Source organism: Prevotella sp. FD3004 (assembly GCF_000746155.1).
Classification (GTDB): domain Bacteria; phylum Bacteroidota; class Bacteroidia; order Bacteroidales; family Bacteroidaceae; genus Prevotella.
The window spans coordinates 23,357-38,461 of the sequence record NZ_JQKR01000015.1 but is presented as its reverse complement, the minus strand read 5'-3'; the positions used below and the strand labels follow the sequence as shown (position 1 = coordinate 38,461).

The window sequence follows — 15,105 nt, the reverse complement described above, 5'->3', positions numbered from 1 at the left end:
TATTAATCAAACTGATTCTCAACAATCTCTGTCAGCACATCTGTCATCGACAGACCAGCTGCACGCACCTGCTGAGGGATAAAGCTGGTAGCTGTCATGCCTGGTGTAGTATTCACCTCAAGCATAGAAACCTTACCCTCCTTAGAGATAATATAATCGATACGGATGATACCATTACAATGTAGAATATCGTAGATATGACTGGTAATCTTTGCCACACGATCAGCCACATCCTGAGGAATACGGGCAGGAGTTATTTCCTGTACCTGACCATTATATTTTGCATCATAGTCAAAGAATTCGTTGCTGGTTACGACCTCTGTGGCAGGCAATACGACCGATTTCTCCTTTGTCTTATAAACACCGATAGAAATTTCAGTTCCTTCTAGGAAACTCTCTACCATAATTTCCGGACTCTCCATCATAGCCTTACGGATAGCAGGGGCTAACTGGTCTTTGTTCTTAACCTTAGAAACACCAAACGAAGAACCATCTGCAGCAGGTTTTACAAAACATGGCATGCCAATACGCTCTTCTATCTCATCATCGGAAACCAGTTCTTCATAGCCCTTACGAATAAGCAATGAGTCAGCCACGCTGACACCATAGCTACGCAGATACTGATTAAGCACAAACTTATCAAAAGTTATGGCCTCGACCAGAACGCCACTAGTAGAATAAGGCAGCCCTATCAGATCGAAATAGCCCTGTAACAAGCCATTCTCACCTGGTGTACCATGAATGGTGATATAAGCATAATCAAACAAACGCGCCTCGCCTTTCTCAATAAACGAAAAGTCGTTGCGATCAATCTGGGCTGTTGTGCCATCAGGCAACTCCACGTGCCAGTCCTGTCCTTTGATGTCAACAATATATACATTGTAGCGTTCCTTATCGAAGAAGGAGTACAGCCCCTGTGCTGAGCGCAATGAAACGTCGTGCTCTGATGAGTCGCCACCACAAACAATGGCAATAGTTCTTTTCAAATTTTTCATTGTATCCTTTTACATTATAACCTTAATTATTCTTTTACCTTTACATACTTCCTCCACTTGTCAACCAAGGCAGTCATGTCGGCAGGCCACTCTGAAGTAAAATCCATCTGCTCGCCTGTGGTAGGATGTATAAACCCCAGCGTCTTAGCATGAAGCACCTGACGGGGACAGAGTTTAAAACAGTTTTGAATATATGCCTTATAGCTAGCCGTACGCTCACCTCGCAGAATCTCCATCCCACCATAGCGTTCATCAGCAAACAGCGGGTGGCCGATGTGCTTCATATGAGCACGAATCTGATGGGTGCGTCCTGTTTCCAAAATGCATTCCACTAAGGTCGTATACCCATAACGCTCCATCACTTTATAATGAGTGACTGCAGGTTTTCCTATTTCAGAATCAGAAGGAAAAACGTCCATACGCAAACGATCTCTGATGTCGCGACCGATATTACCTTCAATACGTCCTTCATCTTCTACGAAATTACCCCAGACCAGCGCATTATAGCTACGATGGGTGGTTTTGTTGAAGAACTGCTTACCGAGAGAAGTCTTGGCATCTGGAGTCTTAGCCACAACTAGCAAGCCACTAGTGTCTTTATCAATACGATGCACCAATCCGACCTCTGGATCATTAGGATCATAAGACTCTAAATCCTTTAAATGCCAGGCTATGGCATTTACCAAAGTCCCACTAAAGTTACCGCATCCAGGATGAACCACCATACCTGCGGGCTTATTAATCACCATCAAATCGTCGTCTTCATAGACCACATCCAATGGTATATCCTCAGGTTCAATAGTCGTGTCGTAGTGAGGACGGTTCAGCATGAGGGTAATTACGTCCCCCCCACGAACCTTATAGTTGCTCTTTACGGAAGTGCCGTTTACGTGAATGAAACCTGCCTCAGCCGCCTTTTGAATTCTATTACGACTAGAATGAGGGTGATGTTCAGAGATATACTTATCAATACGGACAGGCACTTGGCCCTTATCAACCTCTAGGCGAAAGTGCTCATACAATTGCCCTCCGTCTTCTACCTCACCAGAACTATCGTCTGACAACAAGTCAATATCATCCAATTCTTCGTCTGCTATCATTCTGTTACTTCTTCAAAATCATCCACATCACCATTCAGCATCAACTGATACTCTGGCTCTATATAGTCGATTTCCTCATCAGAATCATACGTACCACTACCTATCATCAACGTGAGAGGGCTTTCTATTGAGACATGATCACCTGTAGAAACTCTGCGACCTCTGCAAAGAATACCATATACCCAATCCTTCTCACCTTCAACCAACTTCGGAGGAAGCAACTTGAATCCCAGTGCCATCAACTTAGCCTCTGCTTCACGGTAACTGCTATTGTCAACCACATCGGGAATAGCAAAGGAAGGTGACGACGGAGAGTTGACCGTTACATAAATAGTATGACCACTTTTAACCTTCGTACCCGGTCCAGGATTCTGAGAGAGAATGCAATCGGCTGGGAGTTGCTTATTATAGCCTGAATCACTGACAACGATATTCAATCCATCTTCCGTCATCAGACTATAAGCATTCTTATACAACATACCTTCAACCTTAGCCACTTCGATACCCTCTCCATGATGTGTATACCAATCAAGTCCGTATTTTACACCAATCACCAAGGCTATCACCACCAACAACATAGCAAGCAGATGCCCCAGCAGGAATTTACTGCAAAACTTCCCAAAGAAATCCTTTGCTTTCATTTTAATATATTATTTATGGCGCAAAGGTACAAAAAAAACAGAAAGAAGCAAAGATTCTTCTCTACTTCTTTCTGTTTTAACCAAATTTTCTTTGATAAGTCGGATTTTTACTTTCCGTGATTCTCATCAGAAACTGTTAACTTCTTGCGACCCTTTGCACGACGTGCAGCCAGTACGCGACGGCCATTCTTTGTGGCCATTCTCTCACGGAAGCCGTGCTTATTTACGCGACGGCGATTGTGTGGCTGAAATGTTCTCTTCATTGCTTTATACTTATTTTATTTTGTTGTTATTTACCGATTTGGGGTGCAAAAGTACTCATTTCTTTTGAATTACGCAAGTTTTATGCGAAATTTAGTGCAACTTTTTGTGTTTTTTACTAAAAAAGGTGTACCTTTGCACCCGAAAACGATAAAAAGTAACATTTTTAGGTATATGATTAATTCACAAGACATTAAAAAAGGTACTGCTATCCGTATGGATGGTGGCATCTGGGTGTGCATCGATTTCCAGCACAGAAAGCCAGGTAAGGGTAACACAATTATGATCATCAAAGTGAAGAACGTTTCTGATGGTCGCGTACTGGAGCGTCGCTTCAACATCGGTGAGAAGTTGGAGGATGTTATCATCGAGCGCCGCCCCTACCAGTATCTCTATGAGGACCAGTCTGGTCGTATCTTCATGAATCAGGAGACTTTCGAGCAGATTCCTATCGACAACGAACTCGTTATCGGTCACGAATATATGAAGGAGAGCGATATCGTAGAAGTTGTTTCAGATACAACCGACGGCACTATTCTGTATGCTGAAATGCCTGTTAAGACCGTGCTCCGCGTCACACACTCAGAGCCAGGTATCAAGGGCGACACCGCAACAAACACCCTGAAGCCTGCCACACTGGAGACTGGTGTAGAGGTTCGCGTGCCCCTGTTCATCAACGAGGGCGATCTGATTCAGGTTGATACTCGCGATGGTAGCTATCTGCAGCGCGTAAAGGAATAATGAAATTCTCTATCATCGTTCCTGTCTATAATCGTCCCGACGAAGTGGATGAGCTGCTGCAGAGTCTATGCATGCAGACGGTGAAGGACTTTGAGGTACTCATCGTAGAAGACGGATCGATAAAAACATGCAAGGATGTTTGCGACAAGTACGCAGACATCCTTGTTTTGCATTATTATGCAAAAGAGAACAGCGGCCCTGGGCAAAGTCGTAATTACGGAGCAGAGCGCGCCAAGGGTGAATATCTGTTGATACTCGATTCTGATGTGGTATTACCTACCGCCTATCTAACTGCCATCGACCAATTGTTATCAGCCAACCCTACAGAAGCCTTTGGCGGTCCTGATGCATCCCACCCTTCATTCACACCTGTACAAAAAGCCATATCTTACTCAATGACTTCATTCTTTACGACTGGTGGTATCCGAGGCGGAAAGGCAAAACTCGACAAGTTTTATCCACGTTCATTCAATATGGGTATTCGCAGGGATGTATACCAAAAGCTAGGCGGATTCACAAAGATGCGTTTTGGCGAGGACATCGACTTCTCCTATCGTATTGTAGAAGCAGGCTACCGTCCTCAGCTTTTCACCGAGGCATGGGTATGGCATAAACGTCGCACGGATTTTCGAAAGTTCTTCCGTCAGGTTTACAATAGTGGCATTGCTCGCATCAATTTGGAGAAGCGCCACCCTGGCACCATGAAGATTGTTCATCTGTTACCTACCGTCTTCACCATCGGTACGTTTGTCCTGACTCTTGCAGCACTTGTCTTTCCTGTCGCGCTCGTACCTATTATATTATATAGTATTCTCATCCTCATCGATTCCAGCATCAACAACAAGAGTCTTTGGGTCGGATTACTAAGCATCCCAGCAGCATTCGTACAGTTAACGGGTTACGGGCTAGGCTTTATAGAGTCATGGTGGAAGCGCTGCGTGCTGAAGAAAGACGAGTTCCAAGCGTTTGAGAGGACCTTCTATAAATAACATCAATCACAAAGACTTTTAAATCAACATGGAAAAACTAAACATCAACCAATGGGCTATAGAAGACAGGCCTAGAGAAAAGATGGCCTTACTTGGCACTGAGGCGTTGAGTAGTGCGGAGTTGTTAGCAATCCTTATTGGTTCCGGATCGACCAAAGAAAGTGCTGTCGACCTGATGAAACGCATACTCAACGATTGTAACAACAACTTAAACACATTGGGCAAGATGTCAATCCACGACCTTTGTCAATACAATGGTATTGGAGACGCGAAAGCCATCAGCATCCTTGCCGCTTGCGAGTTAGGCAAACGTCGGCAAATGGAGACGCCAGAAGAACGTCCAGACCTCGGCACTGCAACCCGTATTTACAATCACATGCGCCCCATCTTCCAAGACCTTGACGTCGAGGAGTTCTGGATTTTACTGATGAATCAGGACTATCGTCTCATTAAGAAAGTAAGAATCTCACATGGTGGTATCACAGAGGTTTCTGTTGATATTCGTATCATGATGAAAGAGGCTGTACTTTCCAATGCTACGATTATGGCTGTATGTCACAACCACCCTTCTGGCAACCTGAAGCCTAGCAATGACGACGACAACTTGACAAAGAGGATTCGTAGGGCGTGCGAGGTCATGTGCATTCATTTTCTCGACCACGTCATTATCACCGATGGTCACTACTATTCCTATCATGAGTCAGGCAGATGCTAACAAAATAATAAAAATGTTTGGAGTTTCGGTCACTTATTTGTATCTTTGCAGCAATTATGACACAAGAAGATAAGACGAAAATAGAAGAGCGGATCGTGGATGTACTGAAGACCGTCTATGACCCAGAAATCCCTGTCAACATCTATGACCTAGGGATGATTTACAAGATTGACGTGCAAGACGATTCATCAGTAGAATTGGATATGACTTTTACAGCACCGAATTGCCCTGCCGCTGACTTTATATTAGAAGACGTACGTACAAAGGTAGAAAGTGTTGAAGGGGTGAAAGGTGCCAATGTCAACCTAGTATTCGAACCTGCCTGGGATCAGAGCATGATGAGTGAAGAGGCAAGAGTAGAACTCGGCTTTGACTAAAGCCACAGAGATTACAAGTTTTTTTAAAACGATGAAGAATATCTACTTTCTCTCAGACGCCCACCTTGGTTCGCTTGCCATTCCTCACAGACGGATGCAAGAGCGCAGACTGGTGCGATTTCTTGACTCCATCAAAGAGAAAGCTGCGGCCGTCTATTTGCTGGGTGACATGTTTGATTTCTGGTACGAATACAAATATGTAGTTCCAAAAGGCTTTACCCGTTTCCTTGGCAAGATATCGGAACTGACAGACATGGGGGTCGAAGTACACTACTTTACAGGCAACCACGACATCTGGGCATATGACTATCTGGAGAAAGAATGCGGCGTCATTCTTCACAAGCAGCCAGAGACAACAGAAATATATGGAAAGATGTTCTTTCTGGCCCATGGCGACGGGCTTGGCGATCCCGATAAGAAATTTAAAGTAATTCGTGCCTTATTCCATTCTAAAGTCTGCCAATGGGCGTTCTCTGGGATTCATCCTCGTTGGGGCATGTGGTTTGGTTTAAACTGGGCCAAGCACTCCCGTATGAAACGTCCCAACGGTGAGGAGCCTGCCTACATGGGCGAGAATCGCGAACATCTGGTGCTCTTTACCAAGAAATACATCCAATACCACTCCAACGTAGACTACTTCATCTATGGCCACCGCCATATTGAGCTTGATTTGCAACTGACGAAAAAAGCTCGTATGATTATTCTTGGAGATTGGATCAGCCAATTCACTTATGTAGTCTACGATGGCACCCACCTGCTGGTTTCTCAATATATTGAAGGAGAGAGCCAACCATAATAAGGAACTTCACAAGAACAGACATGAAAAGACAAAAGATAGTAACTTTCGGAGAACTCTTGCTCAGATTCTCGAAACCCGGACAATTAAGACTGACTCAAGGAGATATATTCACCAGCAAATACGGCGGCAGCGAGGCCAATGTAGCTGTTTCTTTAGCTATACAAGGGGATGATGTAACTTATATTACCAGACTGCCCGATACGCCCGTAGGACATGCAGGCACTATGAACCTGGCACAGTTGGGTGTAGATACCAGTCAGATACTTTATGGCGGACAACGCATCGGCACTTATTATTTTGAACCTCCCGCAGGCATGAGAGCGGCAAAGGTATTCTACGACCGTACAAACTCAGCCTATTCTGATTTAAAGCCTGGCATGATTCCCTGGCGTAAGATTCTGAAGGACTGTACTTACTTTCATGTGTCAGGTATTACTGCAGCTATCTCACAACAAGCCGCCGATGCCACATTTGAAGCGCTTGACATCGCCGATGAACTTGGTACCACCATCTGTTTCGATATTAACTATCGTAAGAATCTGTGGCGGTATGAGGGAGCCGCTCCACGTGAGACACTGAGTCGCATGTTAGCCCATTGCGACATGATGTTCGGCGATGCCATTGAGTTTGAATGGCTGAGTCAACATCCCCAGCCTCCATTCACTGCTACAGACTCTAACTTCACCATGCAGATGAAGGAATATGGAGAATGGTTTGACGAACTGCATAAGCAATTCCCACGCCTGAAAAATTGGATGATGGGCATGCGCAACATTGTCAACTCAAACCACCACACACTGACTGCACTACTTTGGAGCGAAGGCGAACTACTTCAAGCTCCCATTATGAATATACCTGACGTAGTGGATCCCGTTGGTGTGGGGGATGCGTTCATGGGCGGATGGCTACATGCCATCAAGCTCTTCCCCAACGACAAAAAAATGCAGCTTAACTACTCATTGGCAGCAGCTGCATTAAAAAACACAATTCCTGGAGACTTCAACCTCTCAACAGAAGATGAGATTATGACAGTTCTCCAAGAACAGTTATAAAAGGGGTTACATTTTATCAAACTCCTTCTTCAGCCATTCCATACGAGTGTTCAGCCACGTCTTCAGTGACTGCACCTCGTTTTGGTAGCTACCCCAAATGTCCCATTGCTTATAAGTATAATGATACCATGTCCCCCATCTGTTCTGATTCTCCTGAACAGACGATCTTAGATACCAAGCGTCATTATTAATCATGTTCATGATTTCAGCCTTATGACTATAGAAATAGTCGTAACGGGATTTCAGCTTAGCAACAAATCTGGAGTCCTGCATTAATCGGGTATACCATGCCGACCAGTCAAGCATCAGTCCCTCAGGCAACATGGCTGTCGTATTGTCCTCCTTCACGTTTCCGAAAGCGATATCGAAGTCCCAGATAGGGCCCATGCTCAACTTTCCATTCCTTTTTAAATTCATATAACAGCTAAAATGGAACATTGAGTCTTCATTCTTGGCAATCTCATGTATTATATACCAATCCACAAAAGAGTTGATATCAAAGTACTGACTCCACAGCAGATCAAAGTTACCACTAAACAAGCAGTTCTCCGCCTCTTTAACAAAGTTCACTGCATAATTGTAGTTCTCGTCATCATACTCCACCTCGGGTTCCTTGATATCAATTGCATAATTAATGAAATCAGACATAAAGAATCTGGAATCTTCCTCTTGCGGAGCTCTGGCTTCCACTTCCAAGATAAAACCATCGTCACCAACAGCCACACGATGGTTAGATATCTCAACCTTCTCTACTAACTGGTAAGTGCCGTCATATCGGCCATTGAGTACCACCTCTACAAAATGAGAACTCGGTGTCCAGTCCAAGTTACTCATTTTACCAATGGCAAAAGCCAGATGATTACGCAACATACTCTTATCAGAATAGTTAGCCAACAGCACCCAGTCCTTGTCTTTATGCTCACCTAACAAAGATACTTTCTCATCAAATTTCAGACGATAAGGCTTTTTAGGAAGTCCCCACGTGGAATTACCTCTACCCCTAATTCGCAGGTTTGCATCTACAACATCACCTGCGCCACGAGTCTTAGTCACGACATCCTCTGTCAGTTTCATGTGTGCTGCAACATACTCTTCTTTAGAGGTAATATTGACGCCATTCTCCGTATCGATTCGCATGACAGGAAGCCCTGTATATGAATGTACATATACCGTATAGTCTTTCTTATCCTTAGACGTCATGACAGACAATACTACAGGCTCTTTAAAGTCAATCTGCGTGGAGCCACTCACCACCTCAGTATTATCCATAGCAACCAGAGTTCCTTCGAAAGTAAAACGAGGAACCAGCATCTTGGAGTCCTGCATGCTTGGCAACCAGCAATCGACGATACCATTGCTATGGACAACACAGACTGCATCCTTACTCAAATCCTTATTGTCGGCAGTCGTAAACTCCATCGTCATCAACAAAGGTTCAGGCAACATGCCACTCTTTACCTTTTCCAGACTATCGAGTTTCTGCTTCAGCAGTGCTGCCTTGCGTTTTTCAGCCTCAAGTTTCTCGAGTTTCTCTTTGATTTCTTTCTGTTTCTCTGCATTCTCATCCCTCAACCCATCTGCCTGAGTCGTATACTCCGAGATATCCTCAGAGCATGCCGACAAGACAAAAACTGCGATCAATATATAGAGTATCTTTTTCATCATCTAACCTTAACATTTACATATTACCAAATTCCGTATTCATCCAATCCATTCGTTTCTCCAACCAATCTTTCATAGATGAAACAGTCTTCAGATACTGTACTTTCGTATCTCCTGCTGACTTATCAAAAACATCCCACTTATTACTATTTTCCTGTGCAGAACGTTTCAGATACTCTGCATTAGCACTGATTTCCTTAATAATCGTATTCTTATGCTTATAGAAATAAGCAAAGCGCTCTTTTACCTTTGCGACAAAAGCTGGATCTTGAAACAACCTGTTATACCACTTAGTGTTCTTAACCACGAATCCGCTATAGCCGGATTTCTCAAAACCGAATGATTTCTCAGCCTTCCACAGAGGTCCCATCCTAAGCTTCCCACTTTTTTTCATGTTCATATAACACTCCGCCTGGAAAGCGTCTTCGTTCTTGGCTATCTCGTTTATTAGATACCAATCTACAAAAGAATCCATATCCAGATATTTCTGCCAGCCCTCACTCTCGTTTTTGAAATTGTCGCCAAACAAGGCTTCTTCGGCAGATTCCAGATAACTGGCAATGAACCTATAATTGTTATCGCCTACAAGAACACTCGGAGTAAGAATACTCAAAGGCTGTTCAATCTCGCTTGTCGTGAAGTTCACACCTGTCGTGGCTGCATCAATCTTAAGAATGTAGCCATTGAAGCCTACGTCCACTCTTGCGCTGGCATTCTCCATCCTGTCACCCAGCATATAAGTACCATAATACCGTCCATTCAGCATCAAGTCCACGAAATGATAGCGAGGCGTAAAAGGTAGATTGCTGAGGTGTCCCATATAGAACATGGTCTGGGTACGGAGCATGGTATTATCATCAGCATTAGGCATCAGCTCCCAGTCATTATTCTTCGGCTCGTCGAACAACGACACAACTTCGCTAAACAAAATAGCATAGGAGTTTTTCCCTATCTGAAGAGATGGATGTACTTTTGACTGATACCAACTGATATCCCCAACTCCTCTGACCCTAACTCTTGCTTCTATCACATCGCCAGCGGCACGGGTCTTCACATCTTCCACGAGTTTCAGGTTTGCCTGATAATATTTTGTTGTCAGAGCAATATTCTCCCTTTTATCTGTTTCCAACCAAAGCATTGGAATTCCAGTATAAGAATGCACATAAACTATATAGGACTTAGTCTGCATCTTTGATTTCACGACCAACGATATTGGCTTTCTGAAATCAACAATCGTCTTGCCGCTCACCACCTCTTTACCGTCTATGGTCATCTCCGTACCCTCATAAACAAATCGGGGGATGAGCTTCTTGTTGTCCATAATATTAGTTATCCAGCATTCAACAACGCTATCGCCAATAATCTCACATTTAGCGTCCTCCACCATCTGCACAGGATTGTCACTCGACAAGAACTCCATATACTTCAGAAAAGCCGGATGAAGATTATATTCCGTTTGGTCTATCTTGTCCTGGGTGGAGTCGTTTTCCCCTTGTTGGTTCTTAATAGCATTCTCAATACTATCCTTCTGGCGCTGCAGTTCCAAGGCCTGACGTTCCAGATCTTCTATCTCTTTCTTTACATCATCAAGCTCTGAGCTACAAGCTAATAGAGAACAGAATGCTATGGCAAAAAAAATAAACTTTTTCATTCCAATCAATTTCCTATCATTACGAATATACAAAATCCGCTGCAAATTTAGCTTTTTTTTTGCAAACAGATGCATCTTTACTCTATTTTTTGTATGCAGATAATACTTTCCCCTTCCTAACTTACAATAAATTACAAAAAGGCGGCCTTATATTAAAGGTCGCCTTTACGAGTTATCTTCAATAACTATTACAACAAATTCATTGTATCGGTAGCAATCATCAGTTCCTCATCGGTAGGAATAACAACCACCTTCACCTTTGAATCGTCGGCTGAGATGATAGCCTCTTCGCCACGAACATTGTTCTTCTGCTCGTCGAACTTCACGCCCAAGAACTCAAGACCCTTGCAAACAGCAGAGCGCATAGAGATCTGGTTCTCGCCAACACCAGCAGTGAAGACTATTACGTCGACGCCTCCCATAGCAGCGGCATACGCGCCGATATACTTTTTAATACGATAGAAGTACATTTGCTGGGCTAATACGGCACGAGGCTCACCTGCCTTGGCTGCATTCTCAACGTCACGCATGTCGGAACTACCACCTGTGATACCAGCCACACCACTTTTCTTATTGAGCAGGTTGCTCATACCATCAGCATCAAGGCCCAACTTCTTCTCAAGGAAGGTAACAGCACCTCCGTCGATATCACCAGAGCGTGTGCCCATTACCAGACCCTCCAGTGGGGTAAGACCCATTGAGGTATCAATACACTTACCATCCAGAACAGCAGCGATAGAGCCACCATTACCAATGTGGCAGGTAATCATTTTAGTACCCTCGGCCTTAATGCCCAGAAACTCACAGGCACGAGCTGATACGTAACGGTGAGAGGTACCGTGGAAACCATAACGACGTACGCCAAACTGCTCATAGAGCTCATAAGGGATAGCATACATATAAGCCTTTGCAGGCATGGTCTGATGAAAGGCGGTATCAAACACACCGACCTGAGGTAGACCTGGCATCAGTTCCTTTACAGCGTTCACGCCTTTCAAGTTGGCAGGATTATGCAGCGGAGCGAGGTCAGAGCACTCCTCAAAAGTCTTCAACACTTCATCGGTCAGCACAACAGATTTGTTGAACTTTTCACCACCATGCACCATGCGATGACCAACAGCGTCTATCTCATCAAGACTCTTTATTACACCAATCTCAGGATCTGTAAGCAGAGAGAAGATAAATTTCACACCTTCAGTATGCTCAGGAATATCGTGCATAATCTGCTTCTTCTCACCATTGGCAAGCTTCACCTTTACAAAAGCATTGTCAAGACCAACACGCTCTGCGCCACCACTGGTCATAACGCTCTTATCGTCCATATTATACAAGGCATACTTGATAGACGACGAACCACAATTCAATACTAATATCTTCATAACTATTCGCTTTTCACCATTCACTTCTTAGCGTCCATTGCCTGACAAGCTGTGATAGCAATCATATAATAGATATCGTCAACAGAGCAACCACGAGAGAGGTCGTTTACTGGACGCGCAATACCCTGAAGAACTGGACCGATAGCGATAGCATCACCCAGACGCTGAACCATCTTATAGCCGATATTACCGACTTCAAGGTTCGGGAACACAAGTACATTTGCCTTACCTGCGATATCTGAACCAGGAGCCTTTTTGGCACCAACTGAAGGAACGAGCGCAGCATCAGCCTGCAACTCACCATCGATTTTCAGTGTAGGATCCATCTCCTTAGCTAGACGAGTTGCCTCGATCACCTTGTCGCATACTTCATGCTTAGCACTTCCCTTTGTGGAAAAACTCAGCATAGCCACGCGGGGCTCAGCGAAACCTGCCACAGCCTTAGCAGTCTGAGCGGTGCATACAGCAATCTGTGAGAGTTGAACAGCATCAGGCATCGGGGTAACAGCAACGTCACCAACCACAAGAACGCCATCCTCACCATACTGTTTCTGCTTAGAAATCAGCAGCAATCCGCCGCTCACACATGTAATGCCAGGAGCGCATTTGATAATCTGGAGAGCAGGGCGCAGAGTATCACCAGTTGTTGAGAGAGCACCAGAAATCTGACCATCAGCACCCTCTGTTTTGATAATCATGCAACCAAGATACAGAGGATTCTTAATCAACTTACGTGCCTCTTCGATTGTCATGCCCTTCGACTTGCGAATCTCAGCCAGTTTCTCTGCCAGTCCATCACTTCCCTCGTAATTTTCGGGATCAATGAGAGTAGCTTTACCAATGTTGGTAAGACCCTTTTCCTTAGCCAGAGCCTCAACCTTAGCAGGGTTACCAATCAGAATAATCTCTGCGAGTTCGTCAGCCAAAGCCTTATCGGCTGCACAGAGTGTACGCTCCTCTTCTGCCTCAGGGAGCACGATGCGCTGCTTATTGCTTTTAGCACGCGCTACAATTTGACTTAATAGATCCATAATTTGTTATATTAAACGTTCTTTTTTACCACTTTGCCACATTGAGATTGCAAAAGTACTAAAAATAATCCAAAACGACGCAAGATTAGGATTATTTTTCAGAAAAATGAATGAAAACCTTTACGGTCACGCCAATTCTTTCGTCAGGATACTCTCCAACTCTTCGGCAGACAAACGCAAACGAAACTCACCACCCATGGCAACAGAGATGCCACCCGTCTCCTCTGAGACAATAATGGCAATAGCGTCGCTCTCTTGAGAAATACCCAAAGCAGCACGATGGCGAAGCCCCAATTCCTTTGGAATATTCAAATCATGACTCACTGGCAGAATACAACCTGCGGCCTTGATACGTTTCTTCGATATTACCATAGCACCATCATGTAATGGTGCATTCTTAAAGAACACATTCTCAATGAGTTGCTGGTTTACATTGGCATCAATCAGCGAACCGGTTGATATAATATCGTCAAGACGGACATGTCGTTCTATAACAATCAAAGCTCCCACTTTACCTCGACTCATATTCTGGGCCGCCATGACAATAGGGATGATGCGCGTCATCATTTCCATCGTAGCTTCGCGCTGGTTATCACCTTTAAAGAAGAACCTCTTCAAAGCTCTCACCCGCTGGTGTGCACCCAGGTTATAAAGGAATTTACGGATATCTTCCTGAAATATCACAATCAGCACGATGACACCTACTGACACCAATCTATCCATAATGGAACCCAATAAGCGCATCTCTATGATTTGCGACACAAAAATCCACACGACAATAATCACCATGATACCAATAAACACATTCATCGAGCGCGATTCACGCATCAGTCTGAAGATGTAGTAAAGCATCGTCGCGACCAAAAAGATGTCGATTATATCCTTTATGCCAAAATCAAAGAACATTCCGTCTTACTATTTACCATTTAACATTTGCACCATTTTCACACACTCCATGGCCTCTTTCACATCGTGAACACGGAGGATTGAAGTGCCTTTCATCAAAGAGATGGTATTCAACACTATTGTCCCATTAAGTGCCTCATTGGGTGTAAAGCCCAACAACTTATAAATCATTGACTTACGCGATATACCTACCAATAGGGGCAGATCCATTACAAGCAGTTTATCCAACTCATTCATCAGTTGATAGTTCTGCTCTAAAGTCTTACCAAAGCCAAAGCCCGGATCAAGAATAATATCCTTCACACCAAGGTCACGCAACTGCTGCACTTTCTTTGCAAATGAGAGCTGAACCTCACGGAGCGTAGCCTGAACAGACATTAATATATAAGGTACACGAAGTCGAGACACCATTCTGAACATCTCTTGATTACCCTCACTCACATCGTTAATGATATCCACCCCGAACTCTTCAACAGCCATGCGAGCCACATCTGGGCGGAAGGTATCTACAGAAACAACCGAATGGGGAAGTTCACGGCGAACAATATTCAGTCCAAAGCGCAGACGTTCCATTTCTTCTGCTTCCGAGACCTCTGTTCCACCAGGTCGAGTAGAATAAGCTCCAACGTCAATCATACTTCCACCTTCAGCTATAATCTGACTAGCCCGAGCCGCAATATCCTGTTCTGTCTGCATTCTGCTTCCTGCATAAAAAGAGTCGGGTGTCACATTCAGGATACCCATCACCTGTGGCTGCGAAAGATCTATCAGCCGCCCTTGTACATTCAGTGTATATTCCATATTCG

16 protein-coding genes are annotated in these 15,105 nt (G+C 44.2%); 6 read left to right on the top strand and 10 right to left on the bottom strand.

Features of this window, described 5'->3' with window-relative positions; genetic code table 11:
• Window positions 1–2: 2 nt before the first annotated feature.
• From T325_RS06570 to rpmH, 4 genes are all read right to left on the bottom strand, one after another.
• A complete protein-coding gene (locus T325_RS06570; protein WP_036911637.1) occupies window positions 3–995 on the bottom strand; it encodes a D-alanine--D-alanine ligase in 993 nt (330 codons plus the stop codon).
• Between the two features lie 26 nt (window positions 996–1,021).
• Window positions 1,022–2,095: an RluA family pseudouridine synthase gene (locus T325_RS06565; RefSeq protein ID WP_036911633.1), complete on the bottom strand. Its 1,074-nt coding sequence runs from the start codon at window positions 2,093–2,095 to the stop codon at window positions 1,022–1,024.
• The gene (locus T325_RS06560) at window positions 2,092–2,736 is read right to left on the bottom strand and encodes a PASTA domain-containing protein (RefSeq protein ID WP_036911630.1); all 645 of its coding nucleotides are present in this window, start codon (window positions 2,734–2,736) and stop codon (window positions 2,092–2,094) included. The genes T325_RS06565 and T325_RS06560 overlap by 4 nt, the downstream gene beginning before the upstream one ends.
• A gap of 107 nt (window positions 2,737–2,843) precedes the next feature.
• Window positions 2,844–2,999, bottom strand: a complete 156-nt coding sequence (gene rpmH / locus T325_RS06555; protein WP_013063965.1) for a 50S ribosomal protein L34 — start codon at window positions 2,997–2,999, stop codon at window positions 2,844–2,846.
• Between the two features lie 172 nt (window positions 3,000–3,171).
• On the opposite strand from rpmH, the gene efp reads away from it, so the two are divergent.
• Genes efp through T325_RS06525 form a run of 6 tightly spaced genes read left to right on the top strand, consistent with a single transcriptional unit; the run spans window position 3,172 to window position 7,670 of the window.
• Complete coding sequence (efp, locus tag T325_RS06550) at window positions 3,172–3,738, top strand: elongation factor P (protein ID WP_036911629.1); 567 nt, start codon at window positions 3,172–3,174, stop codon at window positions 3,736–3,738.
• Window positions 3,738–4,727 carry a glycosyltransferase family 2 protein gene (locus tag T325_RS06545; protein WP_036911627.1) on the top strand — a complete coding sequence of 330 codons (990 nt, stop codon included), beginning with the start codon at window positions 3,738–3,740 and terminating at the stop codon, window positions 4,725–4,727. The genes efp and T325_RS06545 overlap by 1 nt, the downstream gene beginning before the upstream one ends.
• Before the next feature lie 28 nt (window positions 4,728–4,755).
• Window positions 4,756–5,442, top strand: a complete 687-nt coding sequence (gene radC, locus T325_RS06540) for a RadC family protein (RefSeq protein WP_036911624.1) — start codon at window positions 4,756–4,758, stop codon at window positions 5,440–5,442.
• 56 nt (window positions 5,443–5,498) lie between these two features.
• Complete coding sequence (locus T325_RS06535) at window positions 5,499–5,819, top strand: metal-sulfur cluster assembly factor (protein ID WP_036911620.1); 321 nt, start codon at window positions 5,499–5,501, stop codon at window positions 5,817–5,819.
• A 31-nt stretch (window positions 5,820–5,850) separates the two neighbouring features.
• On the top strand, window positions 5,851–6,615 hold the full coding sequence (locus T325_RS06530; protein ID WP_036911618.1) for a UDP-2,3-diacylglucosamine diphosphatase: 765 nt from the start codon (window positions 5,851–5,853) through the stop codon (window positions 6,613–6,615).
• Window positions 6,616–6,638: 23 nt separating this feature from the next.
• Window positions 6,639–7,670, top strand: coding sequence for a sugar kinase (locus tag T325_RS06525; RefSeq protein WP_036911617.1), 1,032 nt, complete (start codon window positions 6,639–6,641; stop codon window positions 7,668–7,670).
• 6 nt (window positions 7,671–7,676) lie between these two features.
• Here T325_RS06525 and T325_RS06520 read toward each other — a convergent pair whose 3' ends face one another.
• From T325_RS06520 to folP, 6 genes are all read right to left on the bottom strand, one after another.
• Window positions 7,677–9,335, bottom strand: coding sequence for a CotH kinase family protein (locus T325_RS06520; protein WP_051949756.1), 1,659 nt, complete (start codon window positions 9,333–9,335; stop codon window positions 7,677–7,679).
• Between the two features lie 13 nt (window positions 9,336–9,348).
• Window positions 9,349–10,983 carry a CotH kinase family protein gene (locus tag T325_RS06515; RefSeq protein ID WP_036911616.1) on the bottom strand — a complete coding sequence of 545 codons (1,635 nt, stop codon included), beginning with the start codon at window positions 10,981–10,983 and terminating at the stop codon, window positions 9,349–9,351.
• Between the two features lie 188 nt (window positions 10,984–11,171).
• Window positions 11,172–12,362, bottom strand: a complete 1,191-nt coding sequence (locus T325_RS06510; protein WP_036911716.1) for an acetate kinase — start codon at window positions 12,360–12,362, stop codon at window positions 11,172–11,174.
• A gap of 20 nt (window positions 12,363–12,382) precedes the next feature.
• Window positions 12,383–13,393 carry a phosphate acetyltransferase gene (gene pta, locus T325_RS06505; RefSeq protein ID WP_036911615.1) on the bottom strand — a complete coding sequence of 337 codons (1,011 nt, stop codon included), beginning with the start codon at window positions 13,391–13,393 and terminating at the stop codon, window positions 12,383–12,385.
• Window positions 13,394–13,519: 126 nt separating this feature from the next.
• On the bottom strand, window positions 13,520–14,299 hold the full coding sequence (gene cdaA / locus T325_RS06500) for a diadenylate cyclase CdaA (RefSeq protein WP_036911614.1): 780 nt from the start codon (window positions 14,297–14,299) through the stop codon (window positions 13,520–13,522).
• Between the two features lie 9 nt (window positions 14,300–14,308).
• Window positions 14,309–15,100 carry a dihydropteroate synthase gene (gene folP, locus T325_RS06495; RefSeq protein ID WP_036911613.1) on the bottom strand — a complete coding sequence of 264 codons (792 nt, stop codon included), beginning with the start codon at window positions 15,098–15,100 and terminating at the stop codon, window positions 14,309–14,311.
• Between the last annotated feature and the right edge of the window lie 5 nt (window positions 15,101–15,105).